Source organism: Acidisphaera sp. S103 (assembly GCF_009765975.1).
Lineage (GTDB): Bacteria > Pseudomonadota > Alphaproteobacteria > Acetobacterales > Acetobacteraceae > Rhodopila.
Map to the genome: position 1 here is coordinate 16,175 of NZ_LMUJ01000080.1, position 20,861 is coordinate 37,035.

The 20,861-nt window shown below is 63.3% G+C and carries 16 protein-coding genes; 9 read left to right on the forward strand and 7 right to left on the reverse strand.

Annotated elements, in window-relative coordinates; genetic code table 11:
• The first annotated feature begins 53 nt into the window (after positions 1–53).
• Positions 54–308, forward strand: coding sequence for a hypothetical protein (locus GSQ89_RS27345; RefSeq protein WP_158931242.1), 255 nt, complete (start codon positions 54–56; stop codon positions 306–308).
• Positions 309–444: 136 nt separating this feature from the next.
• Here the strand turns inward: GSQ89_RS27345 and GSQ89_RS27350 are convergent, their stop codons facing one another.
• The gene (locus GSQ89_RS27350; protein WP_158931244.1) at positions 445–972 is read right to left on the reverse strand and encodes a 2'-5' RNA ligase family protein; all 528 of its coding nucleotides are present in this window, start codon (positions 970–972) and stop codon (positions 445–447) included.
• A gap of 55 nt (positions 973–1,027) precedes the next feature.
• Here GSQ89_RS27350 and GSQ89_RS27355 point away from each other — a divergent pair, with 55 nt between their 5' ends.
• On the forward strand, positions 1,028–1,717 hold the full coding sequence (locus GSQ89_RS27355; protein WP_158931246.1) for a 2-phosphosulfolactate phosphatase: 690 nt from the start codon (positions 1,028–1,030) through the stop codon (positions 1,715–1,717).
• Between the two features lie 4 nt (positions 1,718–1,721).
• On the opposite strand, the gene GSQ89_RS27360 is transcribed toward GSQ89_RS27355, so the two are convergent.
• The 5 genes from GSQ89_RS27360 to GSQ89_RS27380 form a co-directional block, all read right to left on the reverse strand.
• Positions 1,722–2,762 carry an isocitrate/isopropylmalate dehydrogenase family protein gene (locus GSQ89_RS27360; protein WP_158931248.1) on the reverse strand — a complete coding sequence of 347 codons (1,041 nt, stop codon included), beginning with the start codon at positions 2,760–2,762 and terminating at the stop codon, positions 1,722–1,724.
• A 66-nt stretch (positions 2,763–2,828) separates the two neighbouring features.
• Positions 2,829–3,920, reverse strand: coding sequence for an acyl-CoA dehydrogenase family protein (locus tag GSQ89_RS27365; RefSeq protein WP_158931250.1), 1,092 nt, complete (start codon positions 3,918–3,920; stop codon positions 2,829–2,831).
• 4 nt (positions 3,921–3,924) lie between these two features.
• Positions 3,925–5,133 (reverse strand): acyl-CoA dehydrogenase family protein, encoded by a 1,209-nt coding sequence (locus GSQ89_RS27370; RefSeq protein ID WP_158931252.1) that lies wholly within the window; start codon positions 5,131–5,133, stop codon positions 3,925–3,927.
• A gap of 10 nt (positions 5,134–5,143) precedes the next feature.
• The gene (locus GSQ89_RS27375) at positions 5,144–6,139 is read right to left on the reverse strand and encodes an LLM class flavin-dependent oxidoreductase (RefSeq protein ID WP_158931254.1); all 996 of its coding nucleotides are present in this window, start codon (positions 6,137–6,139) and stop codon (positions 5,144–5,146) included.
• Between the two features lie 15 nt (positions 6,140–6,154).
• Positions 6,155–7,453 (reverse strand): MFS transporter, encoded by a 1,299-nt coding sequence (locus GSQ89_RS27380; protein WP_158931256.1) that lies wholly within the window; start codon positions 7,451–7,453, stop codon positions 6,155–6,157.
• Between the two features lie 138 nt (positions 7,454–7,591).
• On the opposite strand from GSQ89_RS27380, the gene GSQ89_RS27385 reads away from it, so the two are divergent.
• The 4 genes from GSQ89_RS27385 (at position 7,592) to GSQ89_RS27400 (ending at position 13,963) form a co-directional block, all read left to right on the forward strand.
• Entirely contained in the window at positions 7,592–9,262 is a 1,671-nt protein-coding gene (locus GSQ89_RS27385) for a thiamine pyrophosphate-binding protein (RefSeq protein WP_158931258.1), read from the forward strand.
• A gap of 86 nt (positions 9,263–9,348) precedes the next feature.
• Complete coding sequence (locus GSQ89_RS27390) at positions 9,349–9,843, forward strand: hypothetical protein (RefSeq protein ID WP_371734296.1); 495 nt, start codon at positions 9,349–9,351, stop codon at positions 9,841–9,843.
• A gap of 695 nt (positions 9,844–10,538) precedes the next feature.
• Positions 10,539–13,073, forward strand: coding sequence for an EAL domain-containing protein (locus tag GSQ89_RS27395; protein ID WP_158931262.1), 2,535 nt, complete (start codon positions 10,539–10,541; stop codon positions 13,071–13,073).
• Positions 13,074–13,183: 110 nt separating this feature from the next.
• Positions 13,184–13,963, forward strand: a complete 780-nt coding sequence (locus GSQ89_RS27400; protein ID WP_158931264.1) for an HpcH/HpaI aldolase/citrate lyase family protein — start codon at positions 13,184–13,186, stop codon at positions 13,961–13,963.
• A 61-nt stretch (positions 13,964–14,024) separates the two neighbouring features.
• Here the strand turns inward: GSQ89_RS27400 and GSQ89_RS27405 are convergent, their stop codons facing one another.
• On the reverse strand, positions 14,025–14,774 hold the full coding sequence (locus tag GSQ89_RS27405) for a TetR/AcrR family transcriptional regulator (RefSeq protein WP_371734297.1): 750 nt from the start codon (positions 14,772–14,774) through the stop codon (positions 14,025–14,027).
• Here GSQ89_RS27405 and GSQ89_RS27410 point away from each other — a divergent pair.
• From GSQ89_RS27410 to GSQ89_RS27420, 3 genes are all read left to right on the forward strand, one after another.
• Positions 14,743–16,248, forward strand: coding sequence for an efflux transporter outer membrane subunit (locus tag GSQ89_RS27410; RefSeq protein WP_254073398.1), 1,506 nt, complete (start codon positions 14,743–14,745; stop codon positions 16,246–16,248). The genes GSQ89_RS27405 and GSQ89_RS27410 overlap by 32 nt on opposite strands.
• Positions 16,245–17,405, forward strand: a complete 1,161-nt coding sequence (locus GSQ89_RS27415; protein WP_158931268.1) for an efflux RND transporter periplasmic adaptor subunit — start codon at positions 16,245–16,247, stop codon at positions 17,403–17,405. The genes GSQ89_RS27410 and GSQ89_RS27415 overlap by 4 nt, the downstream gene beginning before the upstream one ends.
• Before the next feature lie 181 nt (positions 17,406–17,586).
• The gene (locus GSQ89_RS27420; protein ID WP_158931275.1) at positions 17,587–20,661 is read left to right on the forward strand and encodes an efflux RND transporter permease subunit; all 3,075 of its coding nucleotides are present in this window, start codon (positions 17,587–17,589) and stop codon (positions 20,659–20,661) included.
• Positions 20,662–20,861 lie beyond the last annotated feature (200 nt).

Genomic DNA, 20,861 nt, shown 5'->3' on the forward strand with positions numbered 1-20,861 from the left:
TCAAGAAAAACTCGACCGTTAACATCAAAAACTCTTATTGCGGAGTATACAGAATGTCCTTTACTGGCGATTTGGTGGTGGTCGAAGGTGCCATAGTAGCTTTTTTAAATGCTTGCGAAGAATACTGGACGGATTACCCGGCGAACGCAACCGCTCCTAATCTTCTCCTGCTTATAAATGACGGGCTAAATCTGACGACTGCTGAGAATGCACTGGTCTATGAAGTCACGTCGCCGGGCTGGCGGTTGTCCAGCGATGTGGCGTTTGACTCTCATTGGGATCGGCCGGTGGCTTTGTCTGGCGCATAATTCGGGCTGGCGGTCAAATGCGAGGTTCGCGGTTTGTGAGGCGCCCCGAAATCATCTGCGTGTTCGGCGTGCATCTCCTTTTATCTGCGTTAGAGTCTTGCTTTTTCCGCAGCGCCACCACGCGGGCCGTATGGAATTAGGGCTGCGCCAGGGAACGGCTTTGCAGCATTTCGACTGGGCGGAAACGTACGAGGTCGGCCTGCACCAGTGTCCCAGTCACTGGCTGCCAGTGTGTCAGCAGGGTTTTCAGCGCCGGTCCCGGGTCCGGCAGCGCGCCGGTCAACGTGACGTGCGGTGTCCAGGCTTCCGGCTGGTAGTGTGGGTGAATCGATAGATCGGGCAATGCCTCGGCGAGGCTGGCGTGAAGCATGAGCAGGTCACGTCCAACCACCGGAGCGGCCCACAGGATTGAGGACGTGCCATGGAAAATGCCGATCCCGCTTAATGTGACCGGGAGGATTCGCCAGGATGCGGTGACGTGGGCCAGGGCGGCGTGCAGCCTGTCCTCCGGCGTGCGGTCAGGGTAGATCGCGAGGGTGATGTGCGCGGGGTAGACGAGATTGTAGCGGTCGCTGTCGATGCCCTCGGTCGCGAGAGCGTGCCGCAGGCTCTCTATGCGATCGGCACTGGCTGGATCGAGCCGGAGGGTGATGGCGAATGGCATCGGGTCAGGTTACGCGACCGGGCCTCATGGTGCCTACCGCGGGATGGAGGATGGAATGGAAATCTTCGTGGGTAGCCTGCTTGAGGGGGCCAGACAGGCGACGGGCGCGGTTGCCGTGATCGACGTGTTCCGAGCGTTCACGACGGCGGCGGTGGCGCTGGCCAATGGCGCGTCGCGGATCGTGATTGTGAGCACGATCGAGGAAGCGTTCGCGTTGCGCGAGAGCGGGTTGGGGCAGGTCTGCATGGGGGAGGTTGGTGGCCGCAAGCCGGATGGGTTCGATTTCGGGAATTCTCCGTTTGAGGTGTCGGGGGTCGACTTCGGTGGGAAGACGATTATCCAGCGAACCAGCGCAGGCACCCAGGGGATCGTCGCGGCGGGTGGTGCCGACCGTCTGTATGCCGCATCGCTGGTGACCGCCAAGGCGACAGCTCGGGCGTTGGCGGCGGGGGGATCGGAGCGGGTGGCCTTGGTAGCGATGGGCGACAGCGGAGTCGCGAGGACGGATGAGGACGAACTTTGCGCCTTGCATCTACGGAATCTGCTGGAGGGCCGGCCGGGTGATCCGGCGGCGGTTCGTCGGTTGATCCTGGCGGGCGGCGAAATCGCGCGGTTCAATGATCCGGGGCGTCCGCATTTGCATCGGCAGGATGTGGAGATCGCGCTCGACATCGACCGGTACGATTTTGCGATCCGGGTTCGGACCGAAGACGGACGGCTGGTCGGCCGCGCCGAGGCCCCCTGACGGATCAGAGACCCGAACCGACCCGCTGCACGAGTGCCTTGGCGTAGTCGCTGGTTGAGGTCTTGCCGCCCAGATCGCCGGTACGGATGTTGTCCTGGTTCAGCACCTGGTCGATCGCCTTGCGCAAGTGCGTCGCCTGGTCGGTCAGGCCAACATGGTCCAGCATCAGGCCGGCGGCGAGCAGCAGCGCGGTGGGGTTGGCGATGCCCTTGCCCGCGATGTCGGGGGCGGAGCCGTGAACGGCTTCGAAGATCGCGGCTTTGTCGCCGATATTGGCGCCGGGCGCGGCACCGAGGCCTCCCACCAGACCGGCGATCAGGTCGGACAGGATGTCGCCGAATAGGTTCGTCGTGACGATCACATCGAACTGCCAGGGGTTGAGCACAAGCTGCATGGCGCAGGCGTCGACAATGCGGTCGTCGAACGCGATGCGGCCTTCGTAGTCCTTGGCGACGTGCCGGCCGGCTTCCAGGAACACGCCGGTCAGTGCCTTCAGCACGTTGGCCTTGTGCACCAGCGTGACCTTTTTGCGGCCTTGCTTCAGGGCATGCTCGAAGGCGTAGCGGACGATACGGCGGGATCCTTCGCGGGTGTTCACGCCGGAGGACACCGCGACGGCGTGCGGGTCGTCGCCGACGGGGATGTAGTGCTCGAATGCGACGTAGAGGCCTTCCAGGTTCTCACGCACCAGGATCAGGTCGATGTTGTCGAAGCGGCCGCCGGGAACCAGCGTGCGGGCGGGGCGGAGGTTGGCGTAGAGCTGAAATTCCTCCCGCAGGCGGACGTTGACGGAGCGGAAGCCGCCGCCGATCGGGGTGGTCAGCGGGCCTTTCAGGGCCAGCTTGTTGCTGCGGATACTGTCCAGCGTGGCGCCAGGCAGCGGGTCGCCGCCCGAGGCGATGCCAGCCATGCCGCCTTGCTGATGATCCCACGCGAACGGGGCACCCAGGGCGTCGAGGACCTGGACGACAGCGTCCACGATCTCCGGCCCGATACCGTCGCCGGGGATCAGGGTGGCGGGGATCTTGTTGCTGCCGTGGGTCATGCTGCGTCCGTGTTCGTGACTGGACGGTCGTATAGACCGGCCCCACGGACGACGATACAGCTTAACTCAGGCGCGCGATTTCCAGCCCTGCAGGTCGGCGGCCTCTTCGCGGCAGCGTTCGGGGCCGCCGAGGATCTGGCGGTTGAAGCTGATGCGCTTGAACCAGAAGTGCAGGCCCAGCAGGTCGGTGAAGCCCATGCCGCCGTGGACCTCGGTCGTCAGGCGGGCGACGTCGCGGGCCACGTCGCTCAGATGGGCCTTGGCGTGGCAGGCGGTCAGCCTGGCTTCGTCCGGCAAAGCGTCCTGGGCATAGGCGGCGTACCACATCATGCCTCGGCAGGGTTCCAGGGCGGTGACGCACTCGGCCAAAGTGTATTTCAGGCCCTGGAAGCTCCCGATGATGCGGCCGAACTGCACGCGTTCCTTGGCGAAGGCGACGGCGGCGTCGAGCATGTGCTGCGCCGAACCCAGCGTGTCGGCGGCGACGATGACGCGGCCGGCATCAAGCACCCGATGCGCGGCGGCGAGGGGGGCGTTGGCGGCATCCAGGCGGACGGCGGGGGCGTTGTTCAACGTGACGTCGACGATCGGGCGGGTGCGGTCGATGCTGCGGTGGAACTGGGTGGAGGCGTTTGCCGCATCGACGACGGCAGCGTGGCCGTCAGGCAGGTAGATCAGGAAATGCGTGGCTGCGCCGGCATCGGCGACGCCGGCGACGCGGCCTGACAGGCGGCCGTCGGCGTATTGAACGGACGACGTGCCCGTCTGGCCGGCGAGGCTGGGGAAGGCGACGGCGAAGCGGCATTCCCCGGCGGCGATCATCGGCAGGTATTCGTCTTGCTGGGCCTCGCTGGCGCTGTTGATGAAGGCCAGCGTCGCCATGACGACACTGCCCAGATAAGGCACGGGGGCGGCCGCGTTGCCGAGTGCCTCGGCGGCCAGCGCGGCGTCGAGGATGCCCAGGCCGGCGCCGCCGAACCGTTCCGGGACCAGAAGGCCGTGCAGGCCAAGTTCGGTCAGGTTGTTCCACAGGGTTTCGTCGTAGCCGGTGCCGGATTCGGCGAGGACGCGCAGCCGGTCCATCGGCAGGTTGTCGGCGAGGAAGGCTCGTAACGAATCGTCGAACTGGCGTTGTTCGAGGGTCAGGCCGAAGTCCATTGTGTTACGCCCTTCCGGCCGCTTTCGGCTCGCGCGGCAGATCCAGGCCGCGTTCGCCGATGATGTTCTTTTGGATATTGGTGGACCCGCCGCCGATCATCAGGCCGACATCGTACATGTAGTCGATGTTCCAGGTCGTTGCGTCATCGTCCTCGGCATCCTCGCCGAGGGATTCGTAGGGCAGGCCGGCCGCGCCGAGGGCGTCGACGGCGAGGGAGGACAGGCGGAAGCCCAACATGGTGCCGCCGTATTTGATGATCATGCGCTTGACGCCGGAATCGACGCCTTGGGCAGCCTCGGTGAGCAGGCGCAGGTTGTGGGCTTTCCAGGCCATCACCTCACCTTGCAGGCGCAGTAGGCGGTCGCGGTATTCGGGCATCGCGATCAGCTTGGTGCCGTCGATTTCCGATGTCTGCAACAGGGAGATCAGTTGTTCGAACCTGGCGGTCATTTTACCGGCGTCGCCGATCATCAGGCGTTCGTGCTTGAGCGTGACGTTGGCGACGTACCAGCCTTTGCCTCGGCCGAGGACGATCTGCGATTCGGGGACTTTGACGTCGGTGAAGAAGACTTCGTTGAATTCGTTACGGCCAGTCATGGTTTTCAGCGGACGCGGGTCCAGGCCGGGGGACTTCATCGACAGCAGCAGATAGGATAGGCCGTCGTGCTTCGACTTGTCCGGTTCGGTGCGGCACAGCAGGAACATCATGTCGGCGTAATGAGCGGAGCTGGTCCAGATCTTCTGGCCGTTGACGATCCAGTGCCCGTCTTTCAATTCTGCCTTGGTCTGGGCATTGGCGAGGTCGCTGCCGTTGTTGGGTTCGGAGTAGCCCTGGCACCAGATGATGTCGCCGCGGATGGTGGGGCCGACGTATTGGCGCTTTTGCTCGTCCGTTCCGAGTTCCAGCAACGTGGGCACCAGCATGGAGATGCCTTGGTTGGTCAATCCCGCATACACATTGGCTCGGGCGAATTCACCAGCGATGACGGCGGCGGCCATTACATCGGGGGTGGCGCCGAAGCCGCCGTATTCCTTGGGGATCGTGCGGCCAGCGTAACCGTTCTCGACCAGGCGCTTCTGCCAGTCCAGGGTTTTCTGGTCGGGGCGTTTGCGGCCTCCGCCGACCTTGGGCGACTTGTCGCCATGCTGGCGGATGAAGTCTCGGATTTCCGCTTGCAGGATCCGATACGGTTCGGACAGGGTGAGGTCCATTGCTTCCTCCTCAAAGATCGGCGGCGAGACGGCCAACCCGGCGAATGCTGGCGAGGACGTCCTGCTGCGATACGCCGGGCCAGGCCATGCGGAAACGGAATTCGGTGGCGCCGAGTTCATCGCGATAGCGTTGCAGTTCGTCGCGCACAAATGCCTCGTCACCGACGACGAAACGATCGCGGGCGAATTCGGTGAAGCCGGCCGGACCGGCGGATGGATCGAATGTGCCCCAGCCGTTGCCGGCGTAGCGGGCATATTTCGCCGACAGCGGACCAGCGGCCAACGCGATGGCGGTTTTCATATCGGGGCCGCAAAAGCATTCGCGGGCGATCTGGCGCGGGTAGTTCAGGGGTTTGCCGTGGGCGATGCGGGCTTCGTGGAACATGGTGTACCAGCGTCGAAGGTCGTCTCGGCCCATGGCGCCGGCGCAGATCCAGGAATCGCCGATCTCGGCGGCGCGTTTGACGCCATCATCGACGGCGCTGCCGACCCAGATGGGGATCCCGGCGGGGTTTTTCGGGCGCAGGCTGAGGCTGATATTGTCGAAATGCAGGTATTTGCCGTGAAAGGTGACGCTTTCTTCCGTCCACAGGCGGCGCATCACCTCGATATATTCGCGGAAGCGGGGCACGCGGGATTTGCGCTCGACGCCGAAGGCCTGGAATTCGGGCTCGCGGTAGCCCAGGCCGACGCCGAGGGTGAAATTTCCGCCGGTCAGATGGTCGATCGTCGCGGCTTCCTCGGCCAGCAGGACGGGGTTGAGCATGGGCAGCAGCAGCACGCCGGTGCCGAGCGTCAGGCCGGGGGCGATGCCGGCAAGCAGGCCGAGGATGGGGGATGTCGAAAGCTGCCGCATATTCGGACCGCTGACGAAATGCTGCGGCAGCCAGAGCGAGGAAAAGCCTGCGTCCCTGGCGGTCTGCACCTGTTCCAGCATATTGGGGATGTGAAGGCCATCATCGTGGGCGGCTTCCCATTCCAACGGTATGAACAGGCCGACTTTCATGATCGCGTCCCTCCTTCAGCTCGCATAGGCCGGTGCCGGTTGCGGCGCGCCGACCGGGCGGCGGGTCATCGTCAGCGTGATGACGGCACCGATGATCAGCAGCGCGCCGGCCAGCAGGAAGGCGCTGGTGAAACTACCGGTTGCGAAAACGATGTAGCCGGTGGCGATGGGGGCGGCGAGGCCGAAGATGTTGCCGCCCAACTGGATCCAGCCGATCGCCGTGCCGATGCTTTTGCCGGCGTGCAGCAGGTCGTTGGTCAGTGAGTAGGTGTTGACGAACACGCTCTGCACGCAGGCGAGGGAGAAGGTGAGTTCCACCAGCAGCATGGCCTCGGATGGCGTGTATGGTGCCAGCACCATGACCGAGGCACCGAAGGCCAATATCACCACGGCGTAACGCCGCTTTCCGGCTTTGACTGCCTCGGGAGTCAGCAGGTGATCGCATAGCCGCCCCATGCCGATCGTCAGCACCATGGCGCCGAAATAGCAGATGCCCGTTTCCAGGCCGGAATGCATGATGTTGAGGCCTCGGCTTTGCACCAGGTAGGTCGGCAGCCAGGTCAGGAACAGATACTGCGTGTAGTTCACGCAGCCTTGCACCAGGAACAGGCCCCACATGGTCTGGTAACTGAGAAGTTCCTTCAGTTTCATTCCGCCGGTGTCGCTGGTGCCGCCGGGGGAACGTTCCGCCAGGATCATGCGGCGTTCGGCGGGTTGCAGGAAGGGTGCGTCCTCGGGGTCGCGGTACACCGCCAGCCAGACGATGACCCAGAGAAAACCGAGCGCTCCGGAGAAAACGAAGGAGAGGCGCCAGCCGATGGTGCTGACCAGCCAGGCGATGGTGATGGCGGAGATGGCCGTGCCGAAGGCCGGGCCGGAGCCGGAAATCGAGAATGCCAAGGCGCGTTCCTTCACCGGCGCCCATTCGCGGATGGCGCGCGCGGCCATCGGGAAGGTCGGCGATTCGCCGATGCCCAGCAGCAGGCGCGAAATGAATACAAACGGAAAGCTGGTCGCGGCGGCGGTCAACGCCGTGGCGGCGGACCAGAAGGCGATGCAGCGAGCGGCCGTTTTGCGGGTGCCCCACTGGTCGAGAACCATACCGGCGGGTAACTGACAGGGCGCGTAGGACCAGATGAAGGCGGACAGCAGGTAACCGACGGCGATCGGGGTGAGTGTGAACTGCGCGATCAATATCGGCATGGCGACGGATAGTACCGTGCGGTCGAAATAGTTGATCAACGTCATGGTGAACAAAAGGCCATAGACGATGTAGCGTTTGCGCCCGGGCTGTTCCGCTCGGCTGTCGGACATTGTTTTTCCCACCCATTTTTGGTTGCGGGCAACCTATGCCGGGCATCCGGGTGGGTCAATGGACGCGCCGATTTGTGCGTATCCAGGCATCGCGGCATGATGCATCCCGAAACGCTGGAACGACCGGGAAGAACCACCATGAAAGCATACGAAGCGATTGCTCAATCTCTCAAGGCCGAGGGCATGACAGACTTTTTTGGCCTGATGGGTGACGGCAACATGTGGCTGTGGGGCGCACTGTGCCGCGACAAATCCATCAAGGCGTACAACGCCCGGCATGAGTCGATGGCGGTGTCCATGGCTGATGGCTATGCCCGCACCACCGGCAAAGTGGGCGTGGCGATGGTCACCTGCGGTCCCGGCCTGACCCAATGCGGCACGTCGCTGATCGCGGCGTATCGCGGGCGGACGCCGGTGGTGCTGATCGCCGGTGAAATCATGCAGGGTGCCAAGAACAAGACCCAGTCGATGGACCAGCGCCGTTTCGTCGAGGCCAGTTATGCGAGATTTCATACCGTAACGACCCTCGACAATATGGCGGAGGAAATCGCCGAGGCATTCTACGCGGCCAGGGTTCACCGTGTGCCGGTCGTACTGAACCTGCCGATGGATTTGCAGGAGGACGAGATCGACTGGGACTACGAATATCGTCCGTCCACGGATTTCCTGCCGCCCCGCATGGAAACACCCAGCCCCGACGCGTTGGCACCGGTGATCGAGAAACTGATCGCCGCGGAACGGCCAGTCATCATCGCGGGACGGGGCGCTCGGGCGTCCGGCGCGAAGGACGCGATCATCGAACTGGCCGACCGGGTCGGGGCGCTGCTGGCGACATCGTTGCAAGGGAAAGGGTATTTCGCCGGGCATCCGTGGGACATCGGAATCGCGGGGGCGTTTGCCTCGGCGCCGTCGGAGCATCTGTTGGCGGAGGCCGATTTCGTCCTGGGGGTCGGCGCGGAGCTTGGCTACTACACCACGGAAGGCGGGCTGCTGTTTCCGTCGGCCGAGGTCGCGCGTATCGACATCAAGGCGGCGCCTGAGGAAATCGGTGTCATTCCGGGTTTGTACGTGCAGGGTGACGGCCGCAAGTCGGTCGCGGCGATCAACGAAGCGTTGGCTGCTCGGCAGGTTCGCAAGACCGGGCTGCGCACCGATGCCACAAAGAAGATCCTGGATGCGCCGGCGCATCGATTCGACCCGCCGAAGGATGGGATCGATCCGCGGGCGCTGGCGGGACATCTCGGTGCCGGGCTGCCGAAGGGATTGTTGCTGACCTGCGGCGCCGGGCACTTCTTCTCGTGGATCGGGATGTACATGCCGCTGCCTGAGGGGGCGGAGATTCAGTATTCCTACAACTTCGGCGCGGTGGGGCAAGGGATCGGCGTGGCGATCGGCACCGGCGCGGGCAATCCCGGCCGTCAGCATGTCGCGGTGGAAGGTGACGGCAGCCTGATGTTCAATTTGCAGGAACTGGAAACCATCGTCCGGCACAAGATGCAGATGGTGCTGATTGTCTGGAACGATGCCGGCTATGGCGCCGAGGTGCACAAGCTGGTGGCGAAGGGATTCGACGAGAAACTGGCGCAGTGGGAATCACCGGATTTCGTCGCACTGGCGAAGGCCTTTGGTGGTGACGGTGTGAAACTGGCGGCGGCGTCGGAGATCGGCGGCGCGGTTGCCGAGGGTCTGCGCAAGGGTGGATTGTACCTGATCGATGCGCGGGTGTCGCCGACCACGCCGACGGACCCGTATGCGAAAGTGCATTTCGGGACCGAAAGCAAGGCACCGCTGCTGCGGCCGGTCGCGTAATGCATTTCGAAGGATCGTTTAGCGTCCCCGGCCGGCCCGGGGACATCATTCGCCGCTTTGCAGACGTGCCTCGGATGGCCCGTTGTATGCCGGGTGCGGTGCTGGAACCACAGGCCGAGGATGGGTCATGGCCGGGCGGTATGATCGTTGCGTTCGGGCCGAAGAAGATCAACTTCAAGGGTCGTGTGACGACGGCGTTCGACTTTGATGCCCTGACAGGGTCGCTGCATGGCCGCGGTTCGGCCGATATGCGGGCTGCTCGTATTGGCGTGAAGGTTGGGTTTTCGTTACGGAACGACCCGGCCGCGGCGGTGCCCACGACGGTGGTGGATATCGTGTCCGACGCGGAACTCGGCGGTGTGCTGGCGGACTTCGCCCGCACCGGCGGGGTTGCGGTCGCCAACGTCATCATGGCCGATTTCGCCAAACGGGCGGCGGAGGAGTTCGCGCAAGACGAAACGCGAGTGACCGAGTCGGCGCCGGCGGCGCCCGTTCCGCTGTCCGCCGGTGGCGTGCTGTGGGCGGTGATCAAGGCGCAATTCGCACGGCTTGGACGGGTGCTGGGACTGGTTCGTCATTAGCTGCTTGTTCTCATGGGCGGCGGGTTGGCCTTGTTCTGCATCCGGGCGTAGGGGAATTCGGCCGATTTCCTGCGCAATTGTGTGATGCGCCCGAGGCGAGTTCGCGAATCAGCTCACGCGGCGGTTGGATGTTTTACGTGCGCTGCCGTTGCCGGGCGATGCGCCGGCTTGAACGCCGCATGCCGATCTTGTGATTGACAGGCCCTTGAATAGCACCGCGGAAAATGTCCCCTTAGAAATTAAAGCTTTCTTTACTAATTCGTGCATATTGAACGTTCTGACCGCGGGGTCGTGACATGGATGTTCATTCTGTGGACCTGGGTATGGCCGCATGAGTACCGGAGCTGGCTTGCGCCGAAGCATGGCGTTCGCGGCAACGGCAAGCAATGAGCAAATCCGGCCGGTACCCAACTGCGAAGCCATTGTAAGGGCTCGGGATCCGACGTCTCGCGGGTGGGTCTCCGATGCATGAGATGACCCCCCCAGCGGACGTCGAACCCTCGTTTCGTTGGCGTCTGCCAAGGCGGCGTAACGCGAGGGCAGCGAATTTGGGGCCGCGGGGGGACGGGTTTCGACGATCGCGAACCACCCACCGGTTGACCTTGCTTGGCGTTATGCTCGTTGCGGCCATAATCGGGATAACCGCTTGGCTTATTATAGGTCAGCGCATCACTGCTATCGCCCAGGCCCGGCAGATGACGACCAATCTCGCTCAGGTCCTGGCCGAACAGACGTCCCGCACCATGCAACCCGTCGACCTGACCCTGCGGGAAATTCAGGGACAGTTGATGATCGCCAGGACGGTGGCTCCGGATGTTCCCGGGGACTGGGGGTCAAAAGCCATCCATGACATGCTTGTAGAACGTCTGAAGAGCCTGCCGCAGGTTGACGCACTCGCGGTGGTCGACGCGGATGGATGGGTCGCGAATTTGTCACGTGCCTATCCCACGCCGCGGATTAATGTTTCCGATCGCGACTATTTTCTCCATTTCCGCCAGCGGGATGACCATGCATTGCTGGTTTCCGCTCCCGTCAGGAATCGTTCGAACGACGCCTGGACTGTTTACCTGGCTCGTCGCATGAATGGCCTGCACGGCGAGTTCGCGGGCGTTGTCACGGCGGCGGTCACGTTATCCTTTCTGGAGGATTTCTATCGGGCCGTAACGCCTGAAAACGTCTCCGTCACAATGCTGCGGCGCGACGGCGTGATTTTGGTCCATCATCCGCATACCGACGCCGGGATCGGCGAAAAGATGCCGGCGGGAATTCCCTGGTACGCTGTTTTAATGAAGGGTGGCGGGACGTATCAGGCGATAGGTTTTCTGAGTCCCGCGCGACGGGTGATTTCGGTTCGCCCGCTGCGTGAGTTCCCCCTTGTCATCGACGTCAGTACACCCGAAAAGGTGATATTATTCGGCTGGCAGTGGCACGTGCTGTGGCTGGTCCTCGGCGGGATGGTGGCGATATCCTGCATCATCCTGCTGCTGCGGGCGTTCGGCCTGCAATATAACCGGCTGGCGGCGCAGAACGCCGAATTGGAAACCGGTCGGGTACGATTCGATGCCGTGCTCGACAATATGTCGCAAGGCCTTACGTTATTTGACGCCGATCAACGGCTGATGGTCTGCAATCGCCGATTCGCCGAGATGTATAAACTGACGCCGGATCAGGTTCCGCCGGGAACACCGTTCGCGGATGTCATTAAGCATCGCATGGCGCGTGGGACCTTCCTGGCCATGAAACCGGCCGACTATGTCGCCCGGGCAAAGAACCTTGTCGAGACGACGGATTCCTTTGAACTGATCAACGAATTATCGGACGGCCGAGCGGTTTTGCTGCATTCGCGGCCTATGGGTGGCGGTGGATGGGTCTCGACGCACGAGGACATCACCGAACGGCGGCACGCCGAGACCGCCCTGGCATTCATGGCGCGCCACGATGCCTTGACCGAATTGCCGAACCGGACGTTGTTTCAGGAACGCCTGATAGAAGCGATCGCCCTGGCGCGGCGCGGAACCCATTGCGCCCTGTTGTGTCTCGATCTCGATCGCTTCAAGGTGATCAACGACACACTGGGCCATCCGGTGGGCGATAGCCTGTTGCGTGCCGTCGCCGACCGGTTGTCGGCCGTTGTCCGCAACATCGACACGGTGGCGCGTCTTGGCGGCGATGAATTCGCGATCATCCAGGCTGATCTGGGGTCACCCGACCATGCCGCGATGCTGGCCAACCGCATCATCCTCGCCCTGCGCGAACCTTATGATATCGACGGACATCGTGTCGTGACCGGCACGAGCATCGGGATTGCGATCGCGCCGCGAGACGGCACCTCATCGGACACGCTGCTGATGAATGCCGATATCGCGCTTTATCTGGCCAAGGCAGAGCGGCGAGGGACCTTCCGTTTTTTCGAGCCGGAAATGGATCGGCAGGTCCAGGCCCGGCGTGAGGTCGAAATGGATCTTCGCAACGCCTTGGCCGCGGATGAGTTCGATCTGCACTATCAGCCGGTTCTGGATATTCAATCTGGCAAGGTCGCCGGATTCGAGGCGCTGATACGGTGGAAGCATCCTGTCCGGGGGGTCATCGGTTCCGCCGATTTCATTCCGGTTGCCGAGGAAACCGGCCTGATCGTCCCCATCGGGGACTGGGTGCTCCGCACGGCTTGCCTGCACGCCGCGAGCTGGCCGGGAGATATCGACATCGCGGTCAACCTGTCGTCGGTGCAGTTCAAGGGCGGTCGGCTCCTCGATAGTGTGAGGCAGGCGCTGGCCATTTCCAGATTGAATCCGAACCGATTGGAACTTGAGATCACTGAATCGGTCCTGTTGCAGACCAGCGAAGACACGCTGGGCTTGCTGCATCAACTCCGCGCGCTGGGCATCCGCATTGCTCTGGACGATTTCGGCACCGGCTATTCGTCACTGGGTTATCTTCGAAGTTTTCCATTCGACAAAATCAAGATCGACCGTTGCTTCGTCCGGGATATCGACAGCAACGCCGGTTCCGCTGTCATCGTCGGCGCCGTCGTGGGCATCGCGCGGGCCCTCGGGATGACCACTGTCGCCGAGGGCGTGGAAACGCTGGATCAACTGGCCCTGGTCCGTCGTCAGGGCTGCGCCCTGGTGCAGGGCTATCTGTTCAGCCGCCCGCGTCCCGTCGATGAGGTTCCGGCGCTGATCCGCTCGCTGCGCATAGTCGATCAGGGGCATGTTACCGAAGTCGTTTAGTCATCCGGCGCGCCGGATTCCCGGAGCACGACAGGACAACCCGCGTTGACGCTATGGCGACCCACGCCTAGCTTGCGGCCCTCACTTCGCTTTCGGGAGAAACGCATCTCATGCCCACCAGACTCAAGGGGCGCATCGACGCCGGCAAGGCCAATGTCAACGGATGGTTGGCCATCCCGTCCGGCTTCTCCGCGGAAGTGATGGCGCAGTGCGGCTGGGACAGCGTCACGGTCGACATGCAGCACGGTGTGCAGGACTATCAGTCGATGGTCCAATGCTTCCAGGCGATGCAGGCCCACCCGATCACCCCGCTGGTGCGCGTGCCGTGGAATGAGCCTGGGATCATCGGCAAGGTGCTGGACGGCGGCGCCATGGGCGTCATCTGCCCGATGGTGAACACCGCGGCCGAGGCAAAGGCCCTGGCCGAAGCCTGCCTGTACCCGCCGAAGGGCAAGCGCAGCAACGGCCCGATCCGAGCGGCGATGTATGGCGAGGCCAGCAGCTACCAATCGACCGCCAACGACGAAATCCTGGTCATCCCGATGATCGAGACGCAGCAGGCGATCGACAACATCGATGAGATCCTCAGTGTCCCCGGCATCAACGGCATCTACATCGGTCCGTCCGACATGGGCCTCTCGCTTGGCCTGATCCCGATCCTGGATCGTGAGGAACCGATCATCCTGGACATCTATGGCAAGCTGTTGGCGTCGTGCAAAAAGCACGGCAAGTTCGCCGGCATCCATAACGGAACCGCCGCCTATGCCGCGCGGATGATGCAGATGGGTTTTCAGCTCTGCACCATCGCCAACGACAGCGGCCTGATGGCGCGTGCCGCGCGCGAAGCCGTCTCGGCGACCCGGAAGGCGGCTGGAGACGTGGCGAACTGACTTTCGGCCATCTCGGTATGTAATTGTCCAACACCCCGAGCCACAACGGCGCGGGGTGTTGTCATTTCTTGTAGGCGCGCAGGAACACCTCTGTGCCACGCACGGCTCGGCGGCTGATTTCCGCCGGTGTGGCGAGGTCGGCCAGGCCGAAGGCGATTTTCGCGGCCAGGTTGCCTTCCCACAGACTGACCAGATCGTCGGCGGCCAGGTCCGGGTCGTCCACGGCCAACTCGCCGCGCGCCTGCGCCCTGGCGATCATCGCGGATATCGCCGCCCGCACGCGGCCGGGGCCGGCGGCATAGAACCGATCCTTCAAATCCGGGTTAGCGCGTAACGCACCCGGCAGTGAGTGCCCCATCTTGCAGATGTCGGTGCCCAGGATCACGCCTAGGAACGATGTACCCACCGCGACCAATTGCTCCCGCAGGCCATCACCACATTTCGGGTCCGCCAGGGCACTCAACATCAGATTGGATGTCTCAATGACGATGTTCTCGAACAGCGTCTCCTTGTCGTGGAAATGGCTGTACACCGTCATTTTCGACACGCCGGCTTGGGCTGCGACTGCTTCCATCGTCACCAGGTCATAGGGCTGCCTGGCGAACAAGGTTCGCGCAGCCGTGACAATGGCCTCACGTTTCGCGGTGTCTTTGGGCCGACCGGAGCGAGGGACGGCCGGTAAATCTGCCACAGATGTTTCACCTCTCGATTTAGAAACTGGACTCATGGGTATAGTATCGCATATACCGGACCCGTTGGTATAGGAATATGATAGACTGATGCCCTCCGCCGCAACCCCCACGCCGGCCATGCGCGCCGCCTTGCTGGCCGCGATCTTGTCCGGCTGCACCGTGGGGCCGAATTTTCACGCCCCTGACGCCCCAGCCAGCACGCGCTTCACCGAAGCCGCGTTGCCGGACCGGACCGCTGCTGCCGCCACGCCGGGCGGTTCGGCGCAACAACTGACAGCAGGGCGCGACATCCCGGGTGAGTGGTGGGACCTGTTCCATTCCCCCCAGATCACCACGCTGGTCACCCAGGCCTTGAAAGCCAATCCCGACGTCGCCGCCGCCCAGGCCACGCTGCTGCAAGCTCGGGAAACCTTGCGGGCAGAGCAGGGGCAGCAGCTTCCGCAGGTGAGCGCGAGCGCCGAGGTGGAACGCCAGCGTGAATCGCTCGCCGCGTTCGGCTTCAGCGGCGCGTCATCGACCTTCACGACATATTCTCCCGCGCTGAACGTCTCCTACACGCTGGATGCGTTCGGCGGCATCCGCCGGCAGGTTGAGCAGTTGAACGCGCAGGCCGAATACCAGCGTTTCGAGTTGGAGGCGACCGACCTAACGCTCGCCGCCAATGTCATCAATTCGGCGATCACCGAGGCCTCGCTGCAGGCGCAGATCGACACCACCCAGGACATCATCAAGACCGATACTGATGCGCTGAACCTGACGCGGCAGCGGTTCCAGCTTGGCGGTGTCAGCCAAGTCGATGTGCTGCAACAACAATCTCTGTTGGATACGCAGGTCGCGACCTTGCCTGGACTGCGCAAGCAGTTGCAGCAGACCCGCAACCAGCTTTCGGTGTACCTCGGTGGGCATCCGGACCAGTACACGATGCCGACGCTGAACCTCGACAGCCTGACACTGCCGGCGGACCTGCCGGTATCGTTGCCGTCGAAACTGGTGGAGCAGCGTCCGGACATCAGGGCATACGGCGAGTTGCTGCATTCGGCGACGGCGGCGGTGGGCGTGGCAACGGCCAACATGCTGCCGCAGATTTCCCTGACCGGAAGCTACGGGCGGGAGGGCAGCACGCCGTCTAATCTGTTCACGCCGGAGGGCATCGTCTGGTCCATCGCCGCCAGTTTGACACAGCCGATTTTCGAGGGTGGCACGCTGAAGGCACGCAAGCGGGCGGCGCAGGCGGCGTTGGAGGTGGCGGCGGCGCAATACAGCAGCACGGTGAACACCGCGTTCCAGAATGTCGCCAACGCGCTGGTGGCGATCCAGCGCGATGCCGAAACGTTGCAGGCCGCACTGGCCGCGCAGAAGACGGCCGCCGCCAGCCTGGCCGTTGCTCGATCGCAATACACCGCCGGGGCTGGCACTTACCTCAACGTTTTGACTGCCGAACAGACGGATTATTCCTCTCGTCTGAATCTGATCACAGCTCGAGCGGCTCGGTTTACCGATACGGTGGCGCTGTTCCAGGCGCTGGGTGGCGGCTGGTGGAACCGGACCGACGTGAACCCGAAGGTCGCGCATTGCTGCGGAGTTTTTCAATGAACGATAGCGTCGCGCTGCCCCGCACCACGGAGCGTCGTCCCCGGACCTGGCTGCGCATGATCGTCATGCTGCTGCTGGTCGGGCTGGTGGCTGCTGGGCTGATCTGGTTCCAGGACTTCAAGGCCGGCATGATCAAGCAGGTGGTGACCGCGATCAAATCGGCGGTCCCGACAGTGGCCACAGCCAAGGCCACGATGCAGCAATGGCAGCCGACGCAGACGGCGACGGGTTCGGCGCGTGCGTCCAACGGCGCCGACATGGCGGCCGAAATTAGCGGGGTCGTCGACCGGATCGATTTCAAGTCCGGACAGGACGTCGCTGCAGGAACCGAACTGCTGCGGCTGCGGCCGAACGATGACGACGCCAAGCTGGCGCAGCTTCAGGCCAGTGCGGACCTCGCTGGCGTGACGTTGCGGCGCGATCAAATGCAATTGGCGGCGCACGGCGTGGCGCAGGCGACGGTCGACAGCGATGCGGCGAACCTGAAGGTCGCACGCGCCCAGGTCGCCGCGCAGCAGGCGGTGATGGCGGAGAAGATCGTCAAGGCACCGTTCGCCGGCCGCCTGGGCGTCAGGCAGGTCGATCTGGGCCAATATATCGCGGCCGGAACGGCGATCGTCACGCTGCAACAGCTCGATCCGATGTTCGTCGATTTCTATCTGCCGCAGCAGGCGCTGGGACAGATCGCGGTCGGGCAGAAGGTGGCGATTTCAGCCGACGCCTATCCGAACCAGACGTTCGATGGGGTGATTTCGTCGCTGAACCCCAAGGTCGATTCCAGCAGCCGCATGCTGCCGATACGGGCGAGCATCCCGAATCCGGATGGGAAGCTGTTGCCGGGAATGTTTCTCAGCGTCTCAGTCGATTCAGGCCCGTCGCGGTCGCTGGTCACCATCCCGTCGGCGGCGGTGGCATACAATCCGTACGGCTCCCTGGTTTATGTGCTGCACGACGATAACGGGAAGCAGGTCGTCAACCAGCAGTTCGTTACGACGGGCGCGAATCGCGGCGATCAGGTGAGCATCCTGAAGGGGATCAAGGCCAACGACGTGGTCGTTACGGCCGGTCAGTTGAAACTGCACAACGGGTCTGCGGTGAAAGTCGATAACACGGTGCAGCCGACCGACAACCCAGCACCCGAGCCGGTGGATCGGTGACGGAGATGCGTAGCGAACCTGCGGCCATGGCCGGGCGTGTCCCGTGGCCTGTCCGTCATGGCCGGGCGTGTTCCGGCCATCTTCGCACCGGCGGACGAAGCGTGGATGGCCGGGACGCGCCCGGCCATGACGGGGAGGGTGGGTCGGCCAGCCAAGCCTTTGCGCACCAGGAACGGCACTCATGAAATTCACCGACATCTTCATCCGCCGGCCCGTCCTCGCCTGCGTCGTCTCCCTGATGCTGCTCGTCCTCGGCCTCAAGGCCTTCTACGCGCTGCCCATCCTGGAATATCCAAAGACCGAAAACGCCGTCATCACCATCACCACGGTCTATTACGGTGCCGATCCGGAGACCGTGGCCGGCTTCGTCACCACGCCGCTGGAAAACGCCATCGCCCAGGCCAACGGCATCGACTACATGTCGTCGAACAGCATCGCCGGCACCAGCGTCATCACTGCCAACCTGATCCTGAACTTCGACCCCGACAAAGCCATCACCGAGATCACCTCCAAGATCAACTCGGTCATGAACCAATTGCCGGCCGGCGTGCAGCAGCCCACCCTGGGGGTGACGATCGGCCAATCGCTCGATGCCATGTTCATCGGCTTCGCCAGTGACGAGCTTTCGCCCAACCAGATCACCGACTACCTGATTCGTAACGTGCAGCCCCGGTTGCAGGCGATTCCCGGCGTGCAGACCGCGGAACTGCTGGGTGGCCAGAATTTCGCGCTGCGGGCGTGGCTCGATCCGGTCAAACTGGCGGCGTACGGGCTGAGTGCGACCGACGTGACGACGGCGCTGGCCGGCAACAACGTCATCGCCGGCATCGGCACCACCAAGGGCCAGATGGTGCAGCTCAACCTGACGGCGTCCACCAACCTGCATTCCGCGCAGGAATTCCGGAACCTGGTGATCAAGCAGGTGAATGGCGGCATCATCCGGCTGGGTGACGTAGCCAACGTGACTCTGGGATCGGACGACTACGAATCGAGCGTCGAGTACAACGGCAAGAAGGGTGTCTATATCGGCATCCAGACGACGCCGTCGGCCAGTCTGCTGGCGGTCATCGATGGCGTGAAAGCCGTGCTGCCGTCGATCCAGCAGCAGCTTCCCGCGGGACTGACCGGTGACATCATCTATGACTCCAGCGTGTTCGTGAACAGCTCGATCACCGAGGTGGAACGATCGCTCGCCGAAACCGTGGTGATCGTCACGCTGGTCGTGTTCGCCTTCCTGGGTTCGCCCCGATCGGTCGTCATCCCCGTCGTAACCATTCCGCTGTCGCTGATCGGCACGTTCGCCGTCATGCTGGCATTGGGATTTTCGATCAACCTGCTGAGCCTGCTAGCACTGGTCCTGGCGATCGGCCTGGTCGTCGATGACGCCATCATCGTGGTGGAAAGCGTCAACCGCCATCTCGAGGAGGGCATGCGACCTAGGGACGCCGCCATCCGGGCGGCGCGCGACCTGGCGAACCCGATTATCGCGATGACGGTCGTGTTGGTCGCCGTTTACGTGCCGATCGGCTTCCAGGGCGGCCTGACCGGCGCGCTGTTCACGGAATTCGCCTTCACCGTCGTGGGCGCCGTCACCATGTCCGCCGTCGTCGCCCTAACTCTGACACCGATGATGTGCGGCTTTCTATTGAAACCGCATGCTCGGGCCGACGCGCGCGGCCTGTCCGATCGATTGACCAACCTGATCGACCGCCTGTTCAGCCGCTTGCAGCGCGGCTACGAACGGCGCCTGCGCGGCAGCCTGCGCACGCTGCCGGTGACGTTGCTGTTCGGCGCGCTGGTGATCGGCAGCATCTACTTCCTGTACGGCAGCGCCAGCAGCGAACTGGCGCCGCAGGAGGACCAGGGTTTTGTCATCCTGCTGCCGACCTCTGCCCCTGACGCGACGTTGCAGCAGAAAGAGCTGTTCGGAAACCAGGTGCAAAGCATCATGGAGCACATCCCGGAAGCCGACCAAAGCTTCCAGGTGATCAGCCCGACCCAGACCATCGCCGGTGTGACCCTGAAACCGTGGGAAGACCGCCATCGCGGCGCGACCGCGATCCAACAGGATCTGCAGAACCAGATGAGCGCGGTGACCGGCCAACGGATCGTCGCCTTCCAGCCGCCCGCCTTGCCGGGTGCGCAAGGGCTGCCGATCCAGTTCGTGCTCAAGTCCACCCAGCCGATCGCCACATTGTATCCCGAGTCGCAGAAGTTCCTCGCCGATGCCGCGGCCAGCGGGTTGTTCATGTTCGTCGACAGCGACCTGAAGGTCGATGCGCCGCAGCAGGTGCTCGAGATCGATCGCGACAAGGCGGCGCAGCTTGGGCTGTCCATGACCCAGGTCGGTTCGGCACTGGGCGGGCTGCTGGGCGGCGCCTACACCAACTATTTCAGCCTCGGGTCGCGGTCGTACAAGGTGATTTCGCAGGTTCAGCAACGCTCGAGGCTGACGATCGACCAGGTGATGCGTTACCCGATCGCGACGATCGACGGCGTGCCGGTGCCGATCTCCGCCATCGCCAGCGTACGTCAGGAAACCGTGCCGGAAACCATCACCCACTTCCAGCAGCAGAATTCCGCGACGATCTCGGGCGTGCCCTCGCCCGGCGTGTCGCAGGCCGAGGCCTTGCACACGTTGCAGGATATCGCGGCACAGACCCTGCCGAACGACGTGGTGATCGACTACGCTGGACCGTTGCGTCAGTTCGTGCAGGAATCGAGCGGGTTTGTTGCCACCTTTGCTTTGGCTCTGATCATCATCTTCCTGGCGCTGTCGGCGTTGTTTGAAAGCTTCCGGGACCCGCTGGTGATCCTGGTGTCCATCCCGATGTCGATCGCCGGGGCGCTGGTCTTCATCAGCCTCGGCCTGGGTGGCGCGTCGCTCAATATCTACACCGAGGTCGGCCTGGTGACGCTGATGGGTCTGATCAGCAAACACGGCATCCTGATTGTCGAGGTGGCGAACGAAGCGCAGCGGGCCGGCCGGTCCAAGCTGGACGCGATCATCTACGCCGCCGGCCTGCGGCTGCGCCCGATCCTGATGACAACGGCGGCGATGGTGCTGGGCGTGGTGCCGCTGATCACCGCTTCCGGTGCCGGCGCGGCATCACGCTTCAACATGGGATTGGTAATCGCCAGCGGCTTGGCCATCGGCACGCTGTTCACTTTGTTCGTCCTGCCGGCGGTGTATCTGGTGATCGCGGCACGCCATACGATGGAGGAAGCGGTGGCGTTGAGTCCGGTCCATTCGTGAAGGGGCGGGGCGTATACCAGCCTTTGTTGTCGTCAGCCCTCTGGCACGGCTTAACAACCGTCATGGTGGGCGAAGGCCCACCACCCACGCCTTTGTTAGCGCGCAAAGGCGTGGATGCCGATCTGCATCGGCATGAGTGCGTCCGTGAGGGCGCTTTGTCAGCACGGTGCGAGTCCGTGCCTGGGATGGTCGCAATCCCA

Excerpts from the sequence above, each read along its gene's own strand:
- GSQ89_RS27355 (WP_158931246.1), top strand. The coding sequence starts at position 1,028 with ATGGAAATCTTCGTGGGTAGCCTGCTTGAGGGGGCCAGACAGGCGACG.
- GSQ89_RS27360 (WP_158931248.1), bottom strand. The coding sequence starts at position 2,762 with ATGACCCACGGCAGCAACAAGATCCCCGCCACCCTGATCCCCGGCGAC.
- GSQ89_RS27370 (WP_158931252.1), bottom strand. The coding sequence starts at position 5,133 with ATGGACCTCACCCTGTCCGAACCGTATCGGATCCTGCAAGCGGAAATC.
- GSQ89_RS27400 (WP_158931264.1), top strand. The coding sequence starts at position 13,184 with ATGCCCACCAGACTCAAGGGGCGCATCGACGCCGGCAAGGCCAATGTC.
- GSQ89_RS27380 (WP_158931256.1), bottom strand. The coding sequence starts at position 7,453 with ATGTCCGACAGCCGAGCGGAACAGCCCGGGCGCAAACGCTACATCGTC.
- GSQ89_RS27420 (WP_158931275.1), top strand. The coding sequence starts at position 17,587 with ATGAAATTCACCGACATCTTCATCCGCCGGCCCGTCCTCGCCTGCGTC.
- GSQ89_RS27345 (WP_158931242.1), top strand. The coding sequence starts at position 54 with ATGTCCTTTACTGGCGATTTGGTGGTGGTCGAAGGTGCCATAGTAGCT.
- GSQ89_RS27365 (WP_158931250.1), bottom strand. The coding sequence starts at position 3,920 with ATGGACTTCGGCCTGACCCTCGAACAACGCCAGTTCGACGATTCGTTA.
- GSQ89_RS27395 (WP_158931262.1), top strand. The coding sequence starts at position 10,539 with ATGACGACCAATCTCGCTCAGGTCCTGGCCGAACAGACGTCCCGCACC.
- GSQ89_RS27415 (WP_158931268.1), top strand. The coding sequence starts at position 16,245 with ATGAACGATAGCGTCGCGCTGCCCCGCACCACGGAGCGTCGTCCCCGG.
- GSQ89_RS27375 (WP_158931254.1), bottom strand. The coding sequence starts at position 6,139 with ATGAAAGTCGGCCTGTTCATACCGTTGGAATGGGAAGCCGCCCACGAT.
- GSQ89_RS27385 (WP_158931258.1), top strand. The coding sequence starts at position 7,592 with ATGAAAGCATACGAAGCGATTGCTCAATCTCTCAAGGCCGAGGGCATG.
- GSQ89_RS27410 (WP_254073398.1), top strand. The coding sequence starts at position 14,743 with ATGCCCTCCGCCGCAACCCCCACGCCGGCCATGCGCGCCGCCTTGCTG.
- GSQ89_RS27350 (WP_158931244.1), bottom strand. The coding sequence starts at position 972 with ATGCCATTCGCCATCACCCTCCGGCTCGATCCAGCCAGTGCCGATCGC.
- GSQ89_RS27405 (WP_371734297.1), bottom strand. The coding sequence starts at position 14,774 with ATGGCCGGCGTGGGGGTTGCGGCGGAGGGCATCAGTCTATCATATTCC.
- GSQ89_RS27390 (WP_371734296.1), top strand. The coding sequence starts at position 9,349 with ATGCCGGGTGCGGTGCTGGAACCACAGGCCGAGGATGGGTCATGGCCG.